Origin of the sequence: Microcoleus sp. MON1_C5, assembly GCF_036701875.1 — a bacterium.
Lineage (GTDB): Bacteria > Cyanobacteriota > Cyanobacteriia > Cyanobacteriales > Microcoleaceae > Microcoleus.
In genome coordinates this window covers 66359-89745 of the sequence record NZ_JAUBRN010000014.1, presented here as the reverse complement: position 1 = coordinate 89745, position 23387 = coordinate 66359, and the positions used below count along the sequence as shown (strand labels likewise).

The following is a 23387-nucleotide window of genomic DNA, read 5'->3' as shown; positions in this document are numbered from 1 at the left end:
GGGGGTAATTACATTGCACGTTCAGTCAATTTTGTCAAGACTTGATTCGATCGCTCGACAAAATCTTTCATCCCTTCAGCATCGAAACCCTTCTGGGCCATCAAAGCCAAGTCGTAAACGTGGTGACAAATCATACTCGCCAACTGACTTGACGGAGACTCCCCGCCGCCTTGAATAATCGCACCCTGACTCAAACTCGCCAGATTTTGAATCAGCGGGTGAGACGTATTCACCAGCAAAACGTGGTCTTCGGGGAATTCGGCCGCTTGCTGCTGCAAAAGCGCCGTCATGTCGCGCATCCGGCGCAAAGCTTCCGGCAAAAGTACGATCGCAGGTGGCGTCGCCTCCGCAGAGTCAGACTTCAAAGCTTCTGTGCGAATGTTCACTTTCGGCTTATTGAGAGCTTTTTGGAACATCTCTTTAACTTGTTCGCTGCGAGTCTTATTCGTCGCCGGATCGACAATTTCCGCTTCTTTCTCTTTGTCAATTAGCGTTTCGTCGATGTCGGAATCAACCCGCGAGAATTTGACATCTGAGTGTTCTCGTTCCAGGAAGCTGATAAAGTGCGTGTCGATGAAAGAATCCATAAACAGCACTTCTAAACCTTGGCTTTTGTGCATGGCCACGTAAGTTGCTTGAGAGGCAGGATCGGTACAATAAAACACGCGATTTTCGTGGCGTTTTTGATTGCGTTCCAAATACTCTTTTAGAGTCGTGTAAGGCTGCGTGGAACTAGAATTTTCCGACTTCGGAGTCACATCCTGCCACAAATCTCCTTCCTCACTTTGCACCTGAACTTCGGGCGTTACAGTTTCTGGCTTCTCGGCTGTTGGTTCGTAGGTGCTGCGGAAGATTAAAATATCTTCGACTTGCTTTTTGAACTTGTCATCGTTGAGAGTTCCGAACTTGACAAAAGTGCCGATATCTTGCCAACAGCGGATGTATTCGTCACGATCGTCGCGGTAGAGTTCTTTCAGGCGATCGCCCACTTTTTTCGCAATATAATCAGCGATTCTCCGCACAGTGCGATTGCTTTGCAAAGAACTGCGAGAAACGTTCAGCGGAATGTCGGTACTGTCAATAACGCCCCGCAGCGGCATCAAGAATTTCGGGATAATTTCTTCGCAGTGGTCGCTGACAAAAACCTGGTTGCAGAATAGCTTAATATTGCCTTGGGTAACATCGACATCCGGACGCAGTTTGGGAAAGTAAAGAATCCCGTTGACAATGAAAGGATAATCTGTATTCAGGTGTACCCACAACAGCGGCTCGTCTTGGAACGGGTAAAGGTAGCGGTAGAGTTCCAAGTAATCTTCTTTTTGCAAATTGCTGGCTGAGTCCCGCCAAATTGCTTTGTGCTTGTTGAGTTCCTCTCCCTCAAATTTGATGGGAACTGGCATGAAATCGCAGTAAGTTTTGATTAACTGCTTAATGCGAGTCGGTTCTAAATATTCTTGTTCTTCATCTTGGAGGGTAAGAGTAATAGTAGTGCCGCGTTCCGTGCGGGAAGATTCTGATAGTTCAAAAGCGGGAGACCCGTCGCAAGACCAGTGTACTGCTTGGGAGCCTTCTTGGTAAGAAAGAGTATCAATGTCTACTTTCTTCGCCACCATGAAAGAAGAGTAGAAACCTAGGCCGAAGTGACCAATGATTGCGTCGTCGCCACTGCCTTGGTATTTTTGAATAAATTCTTCTGCGCTGGAGAAAGCGACTTGGTTGATGTATTTTTTTACCTCATCGGCGGTCATGCCGATGCCGTTATCGGAAATTGAGAGGGTTTTGTTTTCTTTGTCGATCGCTATGTTGATTTGCGGTTCGCCCATGTCGCCGCCGTATTCGCCGGAACGGGAAACCATTTTGAGTTTGGCAATGGCATCGACGCCGTTAGAAATTAGTTCCCGCAAGAAGACTTCGTGGTCAGTGTATAGCGACTTCTTGATAATCGGGAAAATATTTTCGGTATGGATTGAGATTGTTCCCTGTTCTAAAACTGTCATAATTTTTCTCTCTGATGACTGCTAATTGCTTAGAAATAGCTATTTAATGATTTTCGGCGATCCTGTTCTCTTGTGCAAAAGGGATTACCACAAAAAGATGATTCGGTTTTCCCCACATCTTGGACAATTCTCAATAAGCCTTTCACGGGCTGGCTAGAAAATCCCAACTCTTACTCCCCACAAGATAATTCACTTTTTGTGGAACAGGCCAGAAAGACCTGTTAAGCGAAGATCGTGCAAGATGTCAGTTTCCCTCACATAGTAGCTCACAAAGGTAACTGCAGGAGAAAGGTGCTGCCGGAACCCAATTCGCTGCGGGCGCTGAGGCTGCCGCGGTGGGCGCGGGCTATGGTTTGGGCGATCGCCAATCCCAGTCCCGAACCGCCAGTATGGCGCGATCGATCGCTGTTGACTCGGTAAAATCGATCGAATATTCGCTCTAAATCTGCCGCCGCCATCCCAATACCGGTATCTTGAACCTGAACGATCGCCTCTTGGTGGCTGCAATCTAAAATAACTGTTACTTTGCCGCCCGCCGGAGTGTATTGAATGGCATTAACAATTAAATTAGCAACTAAGCGATAAAGTTGGTCGGAATTGCCGACAACATTTAATTGCTGCTGCACTCGCACTTCGGATGTTAACGCTACCTTAGAAGCGATCGCCATTGCGGCCAATTCCTCGACTAAATCGCTCACCAAGTCATTCAAACAACACAATTGAGGGCGATCGCGTATCGCCTGATTATCCATGCGAGCCAGCAGCAGCAAATCAGCAACTAACTGAGTCAATCGTCGGTTTTGGCGATCGATCGTCCGCAAAATTTCCCGCGCTTCTTTTTCATCTAATTGAGGCGTCAACAGCGCCGATTCTACAGTCGCCTGCGAAGCCGCTAAAGGCGTCCGCAATTCGTGGGCGGCATCCGCTGTAAACTGTTGGATTTGTCGGTAGGAAGAATAAATCGGTTTCATGGCCAATCCTGCCAACAACCAACTAGCAAAGCCTATCAAAATCAATGCTGTAGGCAATCCTAATTTCAAAACCCATTTCACTGTACTGAGATAATCATTGAAGTCTTGCAGGCTGCGCCCAACTTGAAAATATCCCCAATCTTGCTGTGTTTGGGTGTGTAGCGCTACAGAAATTTGGTGGTAAACATTGCCTTTGTTGTCAGTTATTGTTTGCCAGTATTGGGAGTTAAATTCTGGTGGTAATTTTTCGGGATAAGCGCCTGCTGTAGCAATTAATTTCCCGGAATAATCAAATAAACGAATATAGTAATAGCCTTGGTTGATAGCGCTTAAAATATGGCGGCTTGGCAACTGTTCTTTAATGCCTTTAACTCCAATTAGGCGAAGGTTGGGCAAAAGTTCGTTTACTATTGGCTCCAAGCGTCCGGGCTGCTGCAATTTGAGTTCTAGGCTGTCGTGTAGCGTCCCCGCTACGGATTCTAATTCCCGGTCTATGGCTACCCAGTGAGCGTGGGCGATCGCCTTGTATACGCCAAATCCCAACAAGCTTAAAATCAAACCCATTACTGCTGCATAGGAAATGGCTAATTGCCAGCGAGTTCGGTTAAATAGTTTATTTTGATTCATTTAAACTTAGATTTTATATAATTGTTAAGAACAGGCAAGATGCCTGTTCCACAAAGTTAAATTTTACTCATTTTACTCGTTCCCAGGCTCTGCCTGGTAACTCATATCCAGAGGCTCTGCCTCCAATTTTCAGGGAATCTCTTCGAGGCAGAGCCTCGGTAAATCGGTTTCCCGGCTCGGCCGGGAAACCAGTTAATTTTCATGTTTTAGGAGTTCTGCATATTCGCTTATTCCGAGTTCCGCAAGTTGTCGGTCTTCTTCGGCAAATTCGCCGTAGAGTGCAGCTAAGTTAGTTTCATCGATTGCTGCAATAGTAGCTAATCTGGCACGGATTTTTAGGAAGGCAATAAATTCAAATACTTGTTTTAGTTGTTCTAGATCGAGATTTTCTAACTCTTGTTGGATTAAATCTTTCATAGCAGTCATTTTTACGATCGAGTTTTCTATATTCTACGGATTCCCAGATTCGGGCTGGGAAGCCCTAGAATGCTTAAGAACAGCCAAGATGCCTGTTCCACAAAAATTAAATTTTATTGTGGGGGCGACCGGAGAACCCGCCCTACTTTAATTTCTCATGCGGTATCCGACGCCGTGAACGGTTTCAATTAAATTCGCGCCGCCTACCGACTCAAGTTTGCGCCGCAGCAAGCGCACTTGAGCTGCTACCACATTGCTAAAGGTATCTGCACTCGCCTCCCATAGCTGATTCCGAATTTGGTCAGTGGTGATAATTTGGTTGGGATGTTTCATCAAGTATTCTAGCAGTTGAAACTCTTTGTTTGTTAAAGCAATTATCTGGCTGTTGCCACTTCGATCGAGATGCCACACAGTTCGATTCCCGCAGTCCAAAACCAGATTTCCTACTTGTAGCTGTTGCGGTTGAATTTGGGGCGCTCGCCTTTGCAAAGCCCGCAATCTTGCTAACAGTTCCGCCATCCCAAACGGTTTAACTAAATAATCGTCAGCCCCGGCATCTAGTCCGGCAACTTTATCTTCCATTCGGTCTTTGGCTGTTAGCATCAAAACGGGCAGAGCGCTATTTTTAGCACGCAATCTCCGCAGCAGTTCCAATCCTGACAATCCTGGTAGCAACCAGTCAAAAATAGCCAGGTTATATTGCGTCCAGTGACTGTCTAAATATTCCCAAGCTTCATTGCCATCTAGGGCCCAATCAACTATATATTTTTCCTGCTTTAAAGTGCGGTCGATCGCTTTCCCTAAATCTGGCTCATCTTCAACTAGCAAAACTCTCATAACTCTAATTTATAGCGCTAAATCCTTATACATTGTTAGCGATGGGCAGCATCTACCCCAACATTTAAGCTCACATACTGAGATGAAATCAGCATGAAATATTCTGAATTCGCAGAAAAAGAGAACTGTTGACAATGATTGACAACAAGCTGGTAATGCCTTATAATCAAGTACCAGTGAATTTTTGAGAAAATTTTTCAATAAGTATGACAGATTTATCCGATCGTCCCGCCATTAAAAAGGCTGGGCGCTGGAGTCGCCGCCAACTGCTACAGCTAGGAATAGCTGGGGCTGGGGTAGCGGGCGGCGCGATCGCACTTCAAAACTTGACTCGCAAACCGACATCAGCCGCGAGAATACCGCCCATCCCCGCAGATGCACTCACCGTCAGCAATATCAACCCGATGCAAATTGCGCGGGATTTTGATTACGGCACGGTGACGCGCGAAAATGGGCGCACGGTACGCGAATTTCGCCTGGAAGCTAATACTTCGATCGTCCAACTTAACAGCGCGGTCACTTTCAACACCTGGAACGTCAACAATCGCGTGCCGGGGCCGACATTGAGGGCAACAGAGGGCGATCGTATCCGCGTCATTTTTTATAACAAAGCCGGAGATTCTCATTCGCTGCACTTTCACGGCGTTCATACCAGCGAAATGGATGGCGTTAAACCAGTGAAACACGGTTCGGTATTTATTTATGAATTCGATGCCAATCCCTACGGAGTGCATCTATATCACTGCCATATTGAGCCCGTAACTCGCCATATAGGTAAAGGACTCTATGGAATGTTCATCATCGATCCACCAAAACCTCGTCCTCCCGCCGATGAAATCCTGTTAATCATGGGGGGATATGACGTAAACGACGACAAAAAAAACGAACTTTACGCTTTTAACGGGTTGCCCAATTATTACATGAACAACCCGATACCTATTTACCGAAATCAGCTAATCCGGCTGTACGTTCTTAACCTGATTGAGTACGAAGCGGCAGTGACTTTTCACCTGCACGCCAACTTTTTTGACGTATATCGCACGGGAATGACTTTGACTCCCAGTGAAAGAACCGATGTAATCACAATGGGAGTAGCTGAACGGCATATTTTAGAATTTACCTACGGCTACGCTGGAAAATTTATGTTTCATCCCCATCAAGATGCGATCGCCGAAGCAGGCTGCATGGGTGTATTTGAAGTCATCACTTAAACCCAATCCTCCTACCAGGGTGCGCCGATTCAAATAAAGTATGAAATTATTTGACAAGCTCGATCGCAAATAGGTAGAATGAATAGCTCGCAAATAATTGAGAATTATTCTTAATAACTTGTGAGACCAAATGCACATAACGTAAAAATTAGCAACTGCCATGTTATCCACATTTCGTTTATTACCTACAGTCACTGCTACAGCCATCCTCGTTGCTCTTGCTGGTTGCGCTTCCCCCACAGCCAGCAACACCGACAGCACACCCTCACCCGCTGCCACAGCCAGTCCCGCATCCACAAGCGGTCACAGCGGGCATCACGGCGGCAAAGGCGGCATCAACATCAATACTGCCATTCTTTCAGAGTTAGATAAACTCGAAGCCAAGTTAGGAGTGCCGGCACTTTCTAACAAAATTCAAGCCAGCCGCCCTTACGGAAAAGTCGAAGAATTGGTTTCAAAAAATGTCATTACTCAAGCGCAATTCGACCAAATCAAAGACTTGGTAACTATTGAAAATGTGGTGCTGACAGGCGAACCCAAAGATGTAGACTACATGACTAAACTTGGCTTGATGAAAGGGCATCTTTTCGTAGCCCAAGAACTCTTGGATCAAGGCAAACCAGACCAGGCAGAACCGCACATCGGGCATCCAGTCGAAGAAATTTATGCCGATGTGGAAGATCAGCTAAACGAGCGTAAAATTCCTGAATTTAAGGCTACTTTAATTAAATTGCAGGATTTAGTTAAAGCGGGTGCAAAAGATCCGGCTCAAGTGAAGGCGGAATTTACCACATCAATGCAAGCAGTTGATGGAGCAATTGCCGCCCTTCCCGAAACGCAGCGAAAAGATCCGAAATTCGTGCTGCAAGTGATTAACGGCTTGTTGGATACAGCTAATTCCGAATACGGAGCGGCAGTTGCTAACGGCAAAATTTCCGCAATTATTGAATACCAAGATTCGCGGGGTTTTGTCATGTACGCGGAAATGCTGTACAAAGATATCGCCGAGCAAGTGGCTAAAACTAGCCCCGAAACCGACAAAGCAATTGTTGCCAACATGACTCAACTGAAGGCAAATTGGCCAACTGCGATCGCGCCAGCAACCCCCGTAAAAACCACGGAACAAGTCAACCAGCTAGTTAAAGCGATCGAGAACGACAGCCAAAAAGTTCTCAAACCAGCCTCTTAAAAAACTTAACTGAAACCGCCAACGGTAATTGGTAAAAAAAATACCAATTACCTCCCGATATTACCTCAACTAAAAAGATGAATTTTAGCGAAGCATTGCCCACATTTGTAATTACTCTCCGCGAAGGAGTCGAAGCCGCCTTAGTTGTCGGAATCGTTCTCGCTTGCCTCAAAAAGTCGGGACAAAGCTATTTAAGCCCTTGGGTTTTTGGGGGTGTTGGGGTTGGACTTATTGCCAGCGCTTTGATAGGTGTACTGTTGGTCTGGACGATGCAAATTTTGTCCGCATCCAATCAGCCTTTTGCACCGATTATGGAATTGCTGCTAGAAGCAATCTTTGGGCTGATAGCGATCGCAATGCTGAGCTGGATGCTGATTTGGATGACCAAGCAAGCGCGATTTATGAAAGCCGAAGTTGAAGGCGCTGTAAGTGCTGCTTTAACGCAAAACTCTCATGCCGGTTGGGGCGTATTTAGTTTAGTTTTTATTGCTGTTTTGCGCGAAGGGTTTGAAACTGTTTTGTTTGTCGTCGCCAAGTTTCAACAAGGCATTATTCCAGCCCTCGGCGCTTTGGGCGGCATTCTCTCAGCCACCGGACTTGGTGTCCTGCTGTTTAAATGGGGAGTCAAAATTAATATCCGCCTGTTTTTCAAATATATGGGCATTTTATTGCTCTTCATTGTAGCAGGCTTAGTGGTATCTACTTTGGGACTTTTTGACAGCGCGATGAATATTTTATCGCAAACAAATCGCGAATCAGCAGCACTGTGTTTCTATTACGAAAGATTTACTAAAATCCACTCTTGCATTCTCGGGCCGATGGTCTGGAATACCTCGCAACTGCTTCCCGAAGACAAGTTTCCAGGTTTGTTGTTGAGTGCGCTGTTTGGCTACACGGATAAGCTCTATGTCGTGCAGGCGATCGCTTATTTCGTCTTTTTAATTACCGTGGGCGGCATTTACTTTCAAAGTTTGGCAGGTCGAGTGTTTTTCCCGTTCAAAAAAAACTCAGGTAACGAAATAGGAAATTAAGTGCGATCGAAATACGATCGGCTTTTTAGTGGAAATGCAGGAGGCAGTTGTTTGTTGCTAATAACTAATGCGCCCATAAGTTAGAGCGCATTAGGAAATCAGCTATCTATTGATTGAAGGTAAAACGACCGTCAACTTTTTCTCCGTTAATATCCGCAGTCACTTTTACGGGATAACTTCCTGCATCTTTGCCGGGAAACACCACAGCGTAATGTTTGCCATCAGCATCATACTTGAGAGCTAGGGTTTGCTGCTTTCCATTCGGCAACTGCACTTGAGCCGTCACTTTGGCGTTAGGAACTGGTTCCTTTTTCTCCCCTTTTTGCAAAAAAACATCTAAATGAGTTCCGGTAGCTTCTTTTTCAGGTACAAACTCTAAATAGTAAGCTCCAGACTTTACAACTTGCCCCCCTTGAGTTGCTGTTGCAGGAGCAGTGGCGGGAGCCGAAGATGCAGGTTGAGAGGCGACAGGAGAGGAGGCTGGACTGGTATTTGTATCGCTTGCTTGGTCGCCTTTATTACAGGCTACCAAAAATAACAATCCTACACTACCTAGAACAATTAAATTTGATTTGAGCGATTTCATTGGTTTGACTCCTTGCTGACTGACACTAATTAGAAAATATCACACATTAACTCTCTTCCCCTCTTCAATAACTGCCTGAGGTTCTTGAGGTAGTAAAATTTTCCCAAATTGATCATACAAAGCTGGCAAAACTAACAGAGTTAAGGCTGTAGAAGTAAATAATCCTCCTAAAACTACTACTGACAGCGGTTGCAAAATTTCCTTGCCCGCCCCGCCTTCAAAGACTAAAGGTGCTAAACCCAAAGCTGAAGTTAAAGCGGTCATCAGGATGGCGTTGAGCCGTTCCATCGAGCCTTTTATAATTGCTTCCTTAAAAGGCATTCCTTCGGCAAACTTAGAGTTGTAGTTGTCTACTAAAAGCAAGCCGTTACGGGTAGCAACGCCGAATAATGTGACAAAGCCAACCAGGGAAGCTACAGAGATGATGCCGCCCGTCAAAGCTACCGCAATTACTCCTCCCACTAATCCGATCGGCAAATTAATCATAATCATAGCAGTTGAAGCGATAGACTTGACGGACAAGTACATCAATACTGTAATTACTAAAAAGGCGATCGCGCTAAATATCATAATATTTTGCGAAGCCCTTTGTTCGGCTTCAAATTGACCGCCGTACTGGATAAAATAGCCAAAAGGCAACTGCACCTCGCGTTTAACTTTAGCTTGAATTTCATTCACAACCGATCGCAAATCCCTACCTTTAGCATTAGCCGCCGCCACAATCAACCGGGAAACATTCTCGCGGTTAATCGTATTGGGCCCCGTACCGTATTTAACAGTCGCAACTTGGGCGAGGGGAATCTTGTTGCCGCTTGGAGTATCAACCAGCAAATTCTGAATTGTTTCTAAGTTATTTCGGGCTTCAGGCTGCAACCAAACAACTAAATCAAAAGTTTGTTGCACCTCCAAAACTTGAGAAACAACTTTGCCGTTTAAAGCTGTCTCAATTATTTCAGAAAGCTCTCCGATTTTCAAACCGTATCTACCCGCCGCTTGACGGTTAAACTTAATTTGAATTTGTTGCACAGGCACCTGCGGTTCGAGTTGCAAATCCACAATTCCCTCAACTGTTTTCATTTGCTCTTCAACTTGGGCACCGATGCTGCGAAGTTGATCCAAATCCGGGCCAAAGATTTTGACAGCAATCTGACTTCTGACACCAGATAAAACCTCATCCATCCGGTGAGAAATAAAACCGCCGATATTTGGTGCAACTCCCGGCAATTTAGCAAATTCCTGCCGCAGCGACTCCAAAGTTTTCGGCCTGTTTTTCATCCCTGCCTCGCTCAAACCGATATCAATGTGAGCTAAATTGACTCCCGCAGCATCAGCATCACCTGGAGCTCTGCCCGATCGCACTTGCACGTATTCAAACCTGGTATCATCCTTAAGTGCATCTTCAATAGCAAAAGCCGCGCTATCTGTTGTCTCCAAAGACACCCCAGGATAAAGCAGAATAGTATTTACCAAAGTTTGCTCCTGAAACTCAGGCAAAAACACCCGCCCAAAAGATGGCAAAATAATTAATGCAGCAACCATGCTAGCAGCAGCTAAAGCTAAAATAATTCCCGAATAGCGCATTGACAATTGTATAAAAAAATGATAGACTTTCTTGCAAAATCTCGGCAGCCAAGGTTCCGCAGCACTCATGCGTTTGGTAGGCAACAAGATAGCGCAAAGGGCGGGAGATATTAACAGCGATTCCAGACTAGAAATCACAACAACTACCAGATAAGTAATTCCCATAGGCGTAAAAATTCGACCTTCTACACCGGGCAAAGTAAAAATTGGCGAAAACACCACAATCCCAATAACAGTCGCTCCAATTAAAGAATCGCGCACCTCTTGACTGCCGTCAAAAATCACATCCATCACCGGGCGTGGATGAAGAGAAGACGTATTTTCCCTCAAATTGCGGTAGGTATTTTCCGCATAGACGATCGCATCGTCGATCGCAGTGCCGATCGCCACCGACAAACCCCCCAAAGTCATCGTATTCAGCCCCAGCCCCAGCCAATACATCGCCAGCAGCGCCAACAGCCAAGTCAGAAAGAAATCCAGCAAAACAACCGCCAGAGTGCGCCAATTCATCAAAAACGGGATCAGAATAAGGGTGACGATAATACTGCCTTCAACTAAAGCCGATCGCACATTGTCCACCGAGGAATTGATATATTCTTCCTGTCGAAAAGTCACAGTAACTTTAATATCTTTTGGCAGAGCTTGCTGTACCTCAGCCATTGCTGCCTCAACCGCTTTCGTTACCGTCGGAGTATCAGCAACTGGCTGTCTGTTTACCATCACAATCACAGCTTTTTTGCCCTTAAAACTGCCATCGCCCCGCTTGATAGCAGCCCCAATCTTGACATCAGCGACATCAGCAATTCTGACGGGCGTTCCGTGGCGAGAGTCGATCGCCGATTGCTGCAAATCTTCCACAGACTCAATTCGCCCCACTCCCCGGATTAAAGTTTCTCGATCCGGCGTAATTAAATACCCCCCCGGCGCGTTAACATTCGCAGCCGCCGCCGCTTCAGCTACTTGCTGCAACGACACATTAAAAGCTTTCAACTTGGCAGGTTCTACTAATACTTGATACTGCCTTTCTTCGCCTCCGTAAGCCACCACTTGAGCAACACCCGTCACGGCTAGAAGGCGATTTGTGACTTGCCAGTCAACCAGACGGCGCACTTCCATCAAAGGAGTAGTTTCTGATGTAAAAGCATAGGTAATAACAGTGCCGACAGGTGAAGTCGTGGGAGAAATTTGCGGTGTTTCTACTCCGGCGGGGAGTTTGCTTTGCGCTTGCTGCAACCGTTCTGTTATCAACTGCCGCGCTTGATAAATTTCAGTTCCCCAATCAAAGATTACCTTAACCGCAGAAAGGCCCACAGCGGAAGACGATCGCACTGCTGTTACCCCAGGAGTTCCGTTAATTGCACTTTCGATCGGCAGTGTTACTAAAGACTCGATTTCTTCCGGTGCGAGCCCCGGTGCTTCGGTTTGAATTTCGACTTGCGGGGGTGCAAAAGGAGGGAAGACATCAAGCGACATTTGGGGGATGATAGAAAATGTCCACAGACTAACAATAAGGGTGGCGATAACGACTAGCCAGCGGCGGTTAATTACCCATCTGAGAATTGTGCTGAACATTTAATAATTTGGGAATTGGGCATTGGGAATTGGGCATTGGGCATTGATAAAAACAGCTATCCGTGTATCCGTGACTTCCGTGTCGTGCTGTTACTTTAAACTCTTGGCTTCTGCCTCTTGAGTTTTAACGTGATGGTTGTCATTGTGTAATAGCAATTCATCGTCCCAGGTCGATGTTGAGGCGGAAAAACCATTATTTGTAGCATTGTTTCCAGAATCCGCTGCTATTGCTGGCAATTTGCGCCGATTTCCCCACAACACGCCCGCTGTGAAAGTCAGGGATGCGATCGCAACTCCTCCCCCTATTCCCGCCCACCATACAGACACGGGTAAATTATTAAAATTAACCTCTGTTACCTTTGGAGTTGCCTCTTTCTTTGCCTCGTCTTTTGAGGGCTGGCTGTCGCCCCGCAAAGATTGTGCGTAAAGTTGAGGTGCTCGCTGCGTTACTATCAAATCTCCCTCGAATAAACCCCTCTTAACTTCAACTAAATCTCCGGCAGTTTGACCAAGTTCAATTTCCACCGCTTGATAAGCATTACCATTTTGGACGTAAACGGTTTTTTTCCCGCTAACATCCACTACCGCCGCACTCGGAATTGCTAAAATATTTGTTGCAGTTTTGTCGGTTAAAATCTCCAACTCCGCAAACAGTCCGGGCTTTAATTCGCCGTTAATATTATCTAGTTCTGCTTTCACCGGCACAACCCGCGTTTCTCCTTCCACGGATGACCCAATTAAGGCGATTTTTCCATTAAAAGTGCGATCGGGTAAATTAGCGACTTTTACCCTGACTTCCTGACCCGGTTTTACTTGATTCAGGTCTTTTTCGTAAATATTGGCTGTGGCAAAAACGCGGCTGTCATTTAACAGACTCATCAACGGTTTTTCAGCGTTTACTGACTCTCCTGGGGTGATTTCGCGATCGGCTACCGTCCCCGAAATCGGAGCAACTACGGTAACGAGTCCTCGATCGTTGGCAACAGTTCCTAATTGTTGGAGCCGCGCTTGATAGGCTGCGTCAGCCAAGCGAATGCGCGACTGAGCGACTTCGACGGCAGTTTGGCCGCGTTTGAGTTGGTTCTCGGCTTCTAGGACTTCCCGGCGGCTCTGAGCTCTGGTAAGTTGAGCTTTTGCTTCTGCTACTCTGCCTTGAGAATCGCGCAATTCCCGCATTGGGAGGTCTACTTCGGCTTGTTTAATTTCGGTTTGGGCTTTGATAACTTCAGGACGGCTTTTTGCCTTAGCAACATTGGCTTGTGCTTCGGCGAAGTGGGCTTGCGATTCCAGCATTGTGCGCCGCGCGATCGCCCCTGATGCCGCTAATTCTTTGTCGCGATCGAACTGTTCTTTAGCAACAGTTAATTCTGTTTCTGCCCGCGCTATTTCGGCTTGCGCTATTTCAACTTGACGCTGATAATTTTCTTTAGCTGCTTGCACAACTGAACGATTGTTTACTAATTCTTGTTCTTGTTGGTACTGCTTTGTTACCGCTGTCAATTGGGTTTGGGCTTGGGCGATTTCTGCTGCGGATATTTGAATTTGGCGATCGTAATTTTCTCGTGCTAGTTTGAGATCGCCTTCCGCTTGCTGCAAATCTGCCTCAGCTTCGGCACGTTTCGAGAGAGATTCAACCCGCAATTGTCCTAATTCTGAACTCGATAAAACCGCAAGGGCTTGACCTTTTGACACTTTGTCCCCAGGCTTAACCAACAACTCTACTACTTTCCCAGCAACAGGAGCCGTCACTTCAACTTTTTGGTTGGGCAAAGTTTCAATTTGTCCTGTGGTTTTGATGCCGATATCTAGTCGCTGGCGAGCTGCAGGGGAGACTTTAATTCCTAATCGTTTTGCTGTTTCGGCATCAACAGAAATAGCAGCAGGAGTTTGAGTTGTTTCGCCGCTTTGGTGAAATTCATCTCCGTGGCCAGCGTGGGCAAAAACAGCGGCGGGAGAAGTTAGGAACGCGAGGCTCAGGAGTAAGCCCGAAAAGCGGCAGAGCTTTATTGGGGAGGCGAAATAGTGGCAAGAGTGCATGATTGAGTAGGGGCGAATCTGAACTCACCGATCAGTTTGGCAGACCAATATGAAATCAGGATGAAATAGGTTAAATCAACATCGTTTATCTAGGGCGAGTTCACCAAGATATTTAATATCACAACCTTGATCTTCATAAACCCGCCACGAGGCGGAATATATCACCCGATATGATGTTATAAACTACCCCGAAAAACCGCAGATTGAAACGGGTTTACCAACAGGGCGGGGCGGGTTTATCTTTTTTACTTACGATTTATATTTGAGTGAACCCGGCCCTACAGATATTAGGCTAAATTCCCGCGCCGACTTTCTACTGTTTATACCAAGCTTGCCGCCACTGTTTCATTTGCTCAATTTCTTGCTTTTGCGAACTCAGAATCTCTTGAGATAATTTTGTCATTTCTGACCGTTTCGATTTCTTCAAAGCATCTTCAGCCATCACTACAGCTCCCTCGTGGTGAGGAATCATCGCATTGATAAATCGCAAGTCAAATTGGTCGTCAGCCGCCCCTAAATCCATGCTCATCATCATGCTTTGCATTTGTTCGGGAGTCATTGCCATCATGTGACCCATTGGAGCGTGATAAGCCATCGGGGTACTGCTAGCTTTGGGATACCAAGCTTTTCGCCACTCTTTCATTTGATTGATTTCGCGGTTCTGAGCAGCAATAATGTTATTTGCTAGTTTTTTCATTTCAGGACGTTTGGATTTATTGAGTACCTCTTTAGCCATGTTTACAGCACCTTGATGGTGTACTGTCATGCCATCAATAAATCGCAAATCGTAGTCCGCATCAGCCGGGCCTAAATCCATTGACATATTGTGATTCATGCCATGATTCATGCCATGATTCATGCCACCCATGCCGTCGCCTTGTGCCACGTCTTGCTTCTTGTTTGCTTCGGTTGCAGCCGTAACATTTGGGGCTTGAGTTTCGCTGGAAGGGGCTTTTGAACAAGCTGCAAGCACTCCGCTGGTTAAAGCGGCTGCGGCGGTCAATATCAGGGCTGCAAAGCCTGTTTTTAATGAAATTGGTTTCATAGATTTTTATATGCTTAAAACTGCCATTTATCTTCAGTTTTCCACATATAAATGAAATTAGGATGAAATTTTTGAGTCGGAATTGTAAATAATTATTGCTGTGCCGCCGATCGCACTCAAATTTAAGATTTACAGAACTCAGTTGAATCTAATTATGTAGGGTGCACAGTGCGCCCCTTACCCCTATGGGTAGGGTGTCAAACCACTTTTTCCATAATTCCTGATTAATTTCGCAATTACCCTTGACTCTCCAGTACACTGGAGACTTTACAATGGAGTTAATTCATTGATTGAGCAGAGTAGTTTCTGCTGAGGTTCAAATTATGACTTTAAAGCTAAAAGTTCCTAAGATGGCTTGTTCTGCTTGTGCGACTACAATCAAAAAAGCAGTCCAAGCCATTGACTCAGCCTCAACGGTTGAGGCGGATCTCAAGACAAAAGTGGTCGCGATTCAAACCGCTAAGTCGGAAAGTGAAGTTAGGAAAGCGATCGCATCGGCGGGCTATCCAACTATTTAAAGACAAAGGGTAAATGTCTCATTGAGGATGGCATATATGGACAATCTCACACTTAAATTGCGGGGCATGAGTTGTGCTTCTTGTGCTTCCTCTATCGAACAAGCAATTCAATCTGTTCCCGGCGTAATTGAGTGTCATGTCAATTTTGGGATGGAACAAGCAAGCATCCAATACGACTCCAAGCAAACCGACTTAGAAACAATTCAATCGGCGGTTGATGATGCGGGATACCAAGCTTGGCCGCTTCAAGAAATGGCGGCTGTAGAGGATGATTCCGAACAAGCCGATCGCAAATCTGAATCTCAAACCTTGCAGCGGAAACTCTGGACAGCAGGTATCATCAGCATCCTGCTGGTTGTGGGCGCTATTCCAGCGATGACCGGCTTGCATCTGCCATTTATTCCCGCATGGCTGCACAATTTTTGGCTGCAATTAGTGCTGACATCCCCCGTACAATTTTGGTGCGGCAAATCGTTTTATGTAGGAGCTTGGAAATCCCTAAAACGGCGGGTGGCGACAATGGACACCTTGATTGCCTTGGGAACGAGTGCTGCTTACTTTTATTCTGTATTTGTGACCTTTTTTCCCGGTTTCTTGACTGCCCAAGGTTTGACTCCTAGCGTTTACTACGAAGTTGCCGCCAGCGTTGTCGCCTTAATTTTGTTGGGGAAAACCCTAGAAAATCGGGCGAAGGGAGAGACTTCCGAAGCGATTCGCAAACTCATGGGTTTGCAAGCAAAAACTGCTCGGATAATTCGCAACGGGGAAGAGTTGGAAGTGCCGATCGCCCAAGTGGAAATTGGCGATGTCGTGCAGGTGCGGCCGGGAGAGCAAATCCCCGTAGATGGAGAGGTAATTGAAGGCTCTTCCACAGTAGACGAAGCAATGGTTACGGGAGAAACTGTGCCTGTCAAAAAGCAGCTTGGTGACGAAGTTATCGGAGCCACAATTAACAAAACTGGCAGTTTCAAGTTTCGGGCGACAAGAGTTGGCAAAGATACATTTTTAGCTCAAATTGTCAAGATGGTGCAGGACGCACAGGGTTCAAAAGCACCGATTCAAAAGTTAGCAGACCAAGTGACTGGTTGGTTTGTACCCGCAGTAATTGCCGTCGCTTTAGCTACTTTTATTATCTGGTTTAACGCGACGGGAAACATCACTCTAGCCACCGTAACAATGGTGGAAGTGCTGATTATTGCCTGTCCGTGCGCTTTGGGTTTGGCGACTCCGACTGCTGTGATGGTGGGAACTGGTAAAGGGGCAGAAAATGGGATTTTAATTAAAGGAGCCGAGAGTTTAGAATTGGCTCATAAAATTCAAATTATTGTCTTAGATAAAACTGGGACTCTCACCGAAGGCAAGCCGACTGTAACTGATTTTGTGACAATTAGGGGAACGGCGAACAGCAATGAGTTAAAGTTGCTGCAATTGGCGGCGTCTGTAGAGCGAAATTCCGAGCATCCTTTGGGGGAAGCTGTTGTGAGGTACGCTCAATCTCAAGAGGTTAATTTGACGGATGTTAAGGATTTTGAGGCGATCGCGGGGAGTGGTGTTCGCGGGGTTGTAGGCGGAAAGTCGATCGCCTTGGGAACGCTGAGGTGGATGCAGGAACTAGGCTGCGATACTGAATATCTGGAACTGCGCGGGAGAGCTTTGGAAGCTGCGAGCAAAACGGTTGTTTGGATGGCTGTAGAGGGCAAAATAGAGGCAATTCTGGGGATTGCGGATGCCCTCAAACCGTCGTCAGCGCAGGCGGTGAAAGCGCTTCAAAAGCTCGGTTTGGAGGTGGCGATGCTGACGGGGGATAATCGCGCGACTGCGGAGTCGATCGCCCAATCCGTGGGCATTACTCGGGTTTTTGCCGAAGTTAGACCCGACCAAAAAGCAGCTCAAATTCAAGCCCTGCAAAGGGAAGGAAACATTGTGGCGATGGTGGGAGACGGGATTAACGACGCGCCGGCTTTGGCCTTAGCAGACGTGGGAATTGCGATCGGCACCGGCACCGATGTGGCGATCGCAGCGAGCGACATTACCTTAATTTCAGGAGATTTGCAAGGCATAGTTACCGCAATTAAACTTTCCCGCGCCACCATGCGGAACATCCGCGAAAATCTGTTTTTTGCGTTTATTTATAACATCGCTGGAATACCGCTCGCCGCTGGCATTTTGTTCCCCATTTTTGGCTGGCTGCTAAATCCAATTATCGCCGGTGCAGCAATGACTTTCAGTTCAGTCTCTGTAGTTAGTAATGCTTTGCGATTGAGGAATTTTAAACCCAAATCTATTGCCTAAATTAGGAGTTTTCCAAAAATCTATGGTGCCCCACCCTACCTGCACACAGATATAAGGTGCGCTATACGCACCATTCCCCGATTTATCAAAGAAAATCTCTTGCATAAACTAGGAGAAATTTAAAAAATGTTGAATCAACGCCAAATCTTAGGAAGCCTCGGCACTTTAGGAATTATGCTCGGAATTGCATCGGGAGTTCGAGCCAATCAAATATCAATCCATCCTGCCAAATCAACCGCTCAATTTCGGCATATCGAACAGCCGTTAAGTTTAAAAATTGGCGTAACAGCAGGCGGATTGACATTAATTGGTTTAGAACTGTGGTGGTTTTTGTTCAGTAAAAAGCAAGCTAAAACCAGGTAAACTTTTCCGGCGCGGTTTTTTCCAGCGAGATCTCGCTAAAATTGAGGAAGCTTAAAAAATTTGGAGTGAGCTAAATGAAACTACTACACACGATGCTCCGAGTCGGCAATCTGGAAGAATCCCTCAAATTTTACACCGAGGTTCTGGGCATGAAATTGCTGCGGCAAAAGGACTATCCAGACGGTAAATTTACTCTGGCTTTTGTCGGTTACGGCGACGAATCAGACACTACAGTTTTGGAATTAACATACAACTGGGGCGTCACAGAGTACAATTTGGGAGATGCTTACGGTCATATTGCGATCGGCGTTGACGACATTTACGGTACTTGCGAAGAAATTAAAGCCCGCGGCGGTAAAGTCAGCCGCGAACCCGGCCCGATGAAGCACGGTTCAACAGTCATCGCTTTTGTGCAAGACCCAGATGGATATAAAGTTGAATTAATTCAACTGGCAAATCAAGGTAGCAACGCCCAGAAAGTAAGTGCGGCGAGCGCATCTTAGAGTTCGTCCTCCTAGTCCTGGTAGGGTGCGTCAGAAACAAACTTTTTGAGTTAAGCTGAAACTCTTTCTGTGACGCACCCTACTGAGGGGATTTAGGGGTTTTCAACACTTTTAATTCGATCGCACCGACGGTACAAACTGCTGCAAGTAACTCTTTTGCCACAAAATAGAAAAACTGGTGCCTATTTGGCTTAAGCTATCAAATTGAGGAATTAATTTAGATTCTCGGCGCTTTTCTAAAGCAGCGATCGCCGAAAAAAATACAGCTAATACTAACAAAAATACCACCATCACAATAAATAAAATAGTCCAATAAACTACAAATTCGCTTGTGTAGCTGACGGTAAACATTGAGTTAATCACTGAATCCGATACATACAAGAGCAGCCCTACTGAAAACCACACCCCCAACAATACCCATGTCCACTTAAACATATCTGTGGCCGTCTTATTATTCTTAGACACTGAAACTTCTACATCTCTAATTAGGCTGTTAATTTTGGATGTGACTTCATACAAAGTATATTGCAAAGAATCTCTGATAGAATTTAGCTCGTTGTCGAGGTTTATGCACTGCTCGGAGGTGCTTTTGTCAAAACTGAGGTTTTGGAGTTTCTTGCGGTGCACAGACAGTTTATGGCCTAGGGTGTAATCCCATTTTTGCAGCCGCTCTATAGTCAAATACAAAAGTTCCCTATTAGCATCTAACAAGCTCTGGCAATCTACGATCGACTTAACTAACTTGCTGAGATTGTTGATTTGCTCGTCTACCGTATTTTGGTCTTCACTCTGTTTAGCTGACAAGAAACTTGCCATCTCGACATCCCGATCGCCGCACAGCGACAAAGCCTCACTATACACCTTGTCAATTTCGATTTTATCTCGATACAGTGACGCTTTGCACTCCTCTATTTCGGGAATAGTCAGACATTCTAAGGGCGGATTTTTTACTACATTAAATTTATATACTAGGGCTGTCAGAATCAGCGCCGATTTCCGGTCAAGCTTGTCTTTGTAAGGTTCTAAAATAATTGCAGCTAGATTTTTGACTCTCGCTTCCGGGTGGTGCAGGAACTCAAAAATTTTGGCAAGTATTTGGGAGAATTCCAAGTCATTAAAATTATTTTCCGCAGCTTCCAAAAAGTTGGTTACTGCTGCATCCTTTTTGGGATTCAATTTGTACGAGCCCGTAACTGCGATCGCAGCAAATACTCTCTCGATCCAAAACAGATATTCTTCGCAATCCATTGGCATACCCGGCAGCAGCCAGCTCGGGCCGTACACCCAAAAATCTAGACAATTCTCATATTCCTTACTGCTATCATTTCTACTGTCGCCCAAAGCAAATTTGTTGATTGCTAACAGTTTAATTTGCTCTTCTACAACCAGCCGCTCAATTTCCCCTGCATTGATTGTGACATTGACAGCACATTCCTTGTCTTGTGCTTGCCCTGCTTCATCCAACCAAATTGACTTAATACTAACAGCCGCAGACCACCGAATTAAAGGAGTCGATCCCCCTCGCGCTTCCTGTTCTAACGCCGCCAGCAGATTTTTGCTAAAATCACTTGCTCTAGCTTCTCTCTCACTCGATCTCAGCTCATCTCGCACCTTCCCCAATGCCTGAATCCCCAAAGCGCGAAACAGCAAATTCGGATGCGGTTTTCTGACTGATTCGGGTATATTTTCTCTGAATATTCCGCTTTTCGCTACGCCCACAACTTCAGCAAAAGGCTCGCTGCCGCACTGTTGCAGGATTTTTTCAACTATGTTTATTCTTTGCCAGGGTTGAGTATATTTATTGAGAATGAAGATTAGCGCTGTGCCGCTGCACCCGATCGACTCAGGGATGCTACTGCGATCGACTTTCCCCAGATTCCTCGTCATAATTGGTCGCCATGACAATTGGTAGATATGGACGCCATTCTTTGATGCTGAATTCAACTTTACATCTACTGGTGCTTTTTGTCAATATTAGTCCGGGACGCCTAGGGAGTTATAAACCCGGTTTCACGGGTAAATTTCTCCTAACTAAAGCCCATATTTTTCTTATAAACCGGCTTGAGCAAGGCAAATGTGCGTCCCGAAATAAATATATAATTTTGCAGTGATCGGTGAAATGTCAAAATTTTAGGTTGGGTCACGAAACCCAACCTACTATATTTATTTTTTGGTCGGAACTTTTAATATTTTGTCGCTCACCATTTGGTCAACGATTAAGTCGCTGATAATTTGAGCCCCGTGGGAGGTAAAGTGCAAGCCGTCATTATTTTTTACATAACCTCGCTTACCCGATTTATTAGCAACTACAGGAACAAATCTTCCGCCTTTTCCAAAAGTTTCCCAGGTCGAAATATATTCAATTTTTGATGAAGATTGGCTGGCATTTTTATAAATATCGTTCATAATAGGAAAAGCTTTGATATACGAAGATTTGTTAGGTATAGATTGACCTATCCAATAGACTTTTCTCACCGAGGATGAATCAAGTAAAGTGGCATATTTTTCAACTCTTTCTTGATAAGCTTTTTGCCATCCTTGGCTCATAACTGCCCAGGCTTTTCCTTGAAAATCAGTAATATTTTGACGGTCATTTGCTCCAAACAAAACTATCACTACATCCGGCTGGTAATTATTAAGAATTTGGCTAGTTCTGGCATACCAGTCATAATAATCTATCCGATTTAACCCCGTCGAGACTTTGTAGTCAATTTTCGTATCGGCGATATTGTATTTTTTCTTAAGAGTGTACTGGAGTTGAATTCCTAAGTCGAACAGTACGGAATCTCCAATAAATAAAAATCTGCGATAAGGTCTGGTCAGTTTAGGTTTAGCTGGGGTTTGTTTTTTAGCATTAGCGGGCATTGGGGGTTCAACGGCCGCTTTTGTTTCGGTTTTGACAGGAGGAATTTCTGCTTCTTTGGCGAGGCTATCGAAGTTAATATCTTTAATTTGGCTCCAAAAAGCTTGTTCGGATTTTCGGAAACCGTCTATTTCGATCCGGCGCGCGGCTTCTTTGATTTCTGGACTGGCCAAAGGAGTTGAAGCAAAGCTTTTTAGAAATAATGATAAGTTTGAAAATATTAAAGTGAGAATGACAGAAGTAACAATTAGCAAAAATTCCCGGTCTTTCATATTTCTTAGAAATTAAAGTAAATAAAAGGCGGAACGGTACTAGGCCCCAACATCAAGATAGTATACACGAGCAGCGAAACTAAGACAACGCGAAAGAAAATGTTTTTTAATGACAATAAGGTTTGCAATAGTTTCGCGATGCGATCGCCCCGCAAGTTGAGCGCGCCAATGACTGCAATTACTAAATACAATTGCCAAAAGTTAAATTGAAAAGTGGCGACGGCAGGATGGACAATTCCTTCAAAAAAACTCACCGCAGTTTCCCAGTTGGGAGTGCCGAAAAATACCCAGCTACAAGTAACAAAACTAAATGTTAACAACCAACTGCAAAATTTAGCAAATCTGGGAAAGGCATAGTCTAATTTAAAGTGGATAGCTTGGGGGATATCTTTACATAAATGGTTGACAATTAATCCTAAACCGTGAATTGCTCCCCAGAAAATAAAGTTTAAACCTGCGCCGTGCCAAAATCCGCCGATCGCCATGGTTAAAAATAGATTTAGGTACTTTCTCAACTTGCCGTATTTGTTGCCGCCCAAGGAAAAGTAAAGGTAATCCCTCAGCCACTCGGAAAGACTGATGTGCCACCTTTTCCAAAATTCTTGCAGGCTGAGCGATCGGTATGGCATATTAAAGTTGGCAATGGGTTGGAAACCTAGCAAACAGGAGATGCCGTTGGCTAAATCTGAATAGCCGCTGAAATCTACGTAAATTAAACAGGAATAGGAAATTGCCGCCAGGATTAAATCGATGCTGCTGTACTGCTGGGGGACTTTGAATGGCAAGTCAGTGAAGTTAAACAAAAAGCTGGCTAAAGTATATTTTTTGAAGAGTCCCGACAAAATCAAAACTATAACTTCTTCAATTTGATAGTCGTATTTTTTCGGTGAATTTAGCTGCAAATAAAATTCGGGAGCTCGCGAGATTGGCCCGGAGGCAATTTGCGGAAAGTAGGTAATGTAGGCGGCATAGTCTATAAATTTTGGACAGGGTATTTTTTGCTGGTAGCAGTCGATTAAATGAGAAATTATTCTAAAAGTGTAGAAAGACACGCCGACGGGGGCGATTATTTGCAACACTGGAAAGCTGGCTGGAATTTGTAGGTGGTTCAGTATCTCAAATAAAGAAGTTACAAAGAAGTTGCAATATTTAAAGATGCCGAGATAGACAATGTTGAAAACTAAGCCGGAGATTAAAGCAAGTTTTTTATACTTACTGTTGCACAGAACCCGAAGAGTGATATAGTTATAGGCTGTAGAGAAAACGAGGAGCAAGAGAAAGTCGAAACTCCAAAAGGAATAAAATAAGAAACTGGAAACTAACAAGACAATTTTATACAAATCGACTTGGGGTTTCACAGAGACGATCAGGCTAAAAATAATTAGGAAAAATACTAAAAATTGGTAAGTGGGAAATAGCATAAATCTCAGCCGGTAAAAAATCTTGTTTGTGGCAATATTTTTATAAGTACGGCC

General features: G+C 45.0%; 18 protein-coding genes. 7 read left to right on the top strand and 11 right to left on the bottom strand.

What is annotated here, in order from left to right; all coding sequences use genetic code 11:
* Positions 1-8 precede the first annotated feature (8 nt).
* The 4 genes from htpG to rppA form a co-directional block, all read right to left on the bottom strand.
* On the bottom strand, positions 9-1997 hold the full coding sequence (gene htpG, locus QUA71_RS09765) for a molecular chaperone HtpG (RefSeq protein WP_333284420.1): 1989 nt from the start codon (positions 1995-1997) through the stop codon (positions 9-11).
* 266 nt (positions 1998-2263) lie between these two features.
* Positions 2264-3595 (bottom strand): two-component system sensor histidine kinase RppB, encoded by a 1332-nt coding sequence (rppB, locus tag QUA71_RS09760; RefSeq protein WP_333284418.1) that lies wholly within the window; start codon positions 3593-3595, stop codon positions 2264-2266.
* A 192-nt stretch (positions 3596-3787) separates the two neighbouring features.
* On the bottom strand, positions 3788-4012 hold the full coding sequence (locus QUA71_RS09755; protein ID WP_333284416.1) for a hypothetical protein: 225 nt from the start codon (positions 4010-4012) through the stop codon (positions 3788-3790).
* 147 nt (positions 4013-4159) lie between these two features.
* Positions 4160-4849, bottom strand: a complete 690-nt coding sequence (gene rppA, locus QUA71_RS09750) for a two-component system response regulator RppA (RefSeq protein ID WP_333284413.1) — start codon at positions 4847-4849, stop codon at positions 4160-4162.
* 206 nt (positions 4850-5055) lie between these two features.
* On the opposite strand from rppA, the gene QUA71_RS09745 reads away from it, so the two are divergent.
* The 3 genes from QUA71_RS09745 to QUA71_RS09735 all read left to right on the top strand — a co-directional run bounded on the left by QUA71_RS09745 (position 5056) and on the right by QUA71_RS09735 (position 8280).
* A complete protein-coding gene (locus tag QUA71_RS09745; protein WP_333216283.1) occupies positions 5056-6060 on the top strand; it encodes a multicopper oxidase domain-containing protein in 1005 nt (334 codons plus the stop codon).
* A 160-nt stretch (positions 6061-6220) separates the two neighbouring features.
* On the top strand, positions 6221-7249 hold the full coding sequence (locus QUA71_RS09740) for a helix-hairpin-helix domain-containing protein (protein ID WP_333284411.1): 1029 nt from the start codon (positions 6221-6223) through the stop codon (positions 7247-7249).
* A 77-nt stretch (positions 7250-7326) separates the two neighbouring features.
* Positions 7327-8280, top strand: coding sequence for an FTR1 family protein (locus QUA71_RS09735; protein WP_333284409.1), 954 nt, complete (start codon positions 7327-7329; stop codon positions 8278-8280).
* A gap of 106 nt (positions 8281-8386) precedes the next feature.
* Here QUA71_RS09735 and QUA71_RS09730 read toward each other — a convergent pair whose 3' ends face one another.
* The 4 genes from QUA71_RS09730 to QUA71_RS09715 form a co-directional block, all read right to left on the bottom strand.
* Complete coding sequence (locus QUA71_RS09730; RefSeq protein ID WP_333284407.1) at positions 8387-8866, bottom strand: hypothetical protein; 480 nt, start codon at positions 8864-8866, stop codon at positions 8387-8389.
* Positions 8867-8905: 39 nt separating this feature from the next.
* A complete protein-coding gene (locus QUA71_RS09725) occupies positions 8906-12019 on the bottom strand; it encodes an efflux RND transporter permease subunit (RefSeq protein ID WP_333284406.1) in 3114 nt (1037 codons plus the stop codon).
* A 90-nt stretch (positions 12020-12109) separates the two neighbouring features.
* Positions 12110-14056 (bottom strand): efflux RND transporter periplasmic adaptor subunit, encoded by a 1947-nt coding sequence (locus tag QUA71_RS09720; protein WP_333284404.1) that lies wholly within the window; start codon positions 14054-14056, stop codon positions 12110-12112.
* Between the two features lie 313 nt (positions 14057-14369).
* Positions 14370-15101 (bottom strand): DUF305 domain-containing protein, encoded by a 732-nt coding sequence (locus tag QUA71_RS09715; protein WP_333284402.1) that lies wholly within the window; start codon positions 15099-15101, stop codon positions 14370-14372.
* Between the two features lie 323 nt (positions 15102-15424).
* On the opposite strand from QUA71_RS09715, the gene QUA71_RS09710 reads away from it, so the two are divergent.
* From QUA71_RS09710 to gloA, 4 genes are all read left to right on the top strand, one after another.
* The gene (locus QUA71_RS09710; RefSeq protein WP_333284400.1) at positions 15425-15619 is read left to right on the top strand and encodes a heavy-metal-associated domain-containing protein; all 195 of its coding nucleotides are present in this window, start codon (positions 15425-15427) and stop codon (positions 15617-15619) included.
* A 36-nt stretch (positions 15620-15655) separates the two neighbouring features.
* Entirely contained in the window at positions 15656-17911 is a 2256-nt protein-coding gene (locus tag QUA71_RS09705; protein WP_333284398.1) for a heavy metal translocating P-type ATPase, read from the top strand.
* A 126-nt stretch (positions 17912-18037) separates the two neighbouring features.
* The gene (locus QUA71_RS09700) at positions 18038-18274 is read left to right on the top strand and encodes a hypothetical protein (protein ID WP_333284396.1); all 237 of its coding nucleotides are present in this window, start codon (positions 18038-18040) and stop codon (positions 18272-18274) included.
* A gap of 74 nt (positions 18275-18348) precedes the next feature.
* Complete coding sequence (gene gloA / locus QUA71_RS09695) at positions 18349-18777, top strand: lactoylglutathione lyase (protein WP_006634328.1); 429 nt, start codon at positions 18349-18351, stop codon at positions 18775-18777.
* A 111-nt stretch (positions 18778-18888) separates the two neighbouring features.
* On the opposite strand, the gene QUA71_RS09690 is transcribed toward gloA, so the two are convergent.
* The 3 genes from QUA71_RS09690 to QUA71_RS09680 form a co-directional block, all read right to left on the bottom strand.
* Positions 18889-20664 carry a hypothetical protein gene (locus QUA71_RS09690; RefSeq protein WP_333284394.1) on the bottom strand — a complete coding sequence of 592 codons (1776 nt, stop codon included), beginning with the start codon at positions 20662-20664 and terminating at the stop codon, positions 18889-18891.
* 276 nt (positions 20665-20940) lie between these two features.
* Complete coding sequence (locus tag QUA71_RS09685) at positions 20941-21912, bottom strand: DUF459 domain-containing protein (protein ID WP_333284393.1); 972 nt, start codon at positions 21910-21912, stop codon at positions 20941-20943.
* Positions 21913-21917: 5 nt separating this feature from the next.
* Complete coding sequence (locus tag QUA71_RS09680) at positions 21918-22991, bottom strand: MBOAT family O-acyltransferase (protein ID WP_333284391.1); 1074 nt, start codon at positions 22989-22991, stop codon at positions 21918-21920.
* Positions 22992-23387 lie beyond the last annotated feature (396 nt).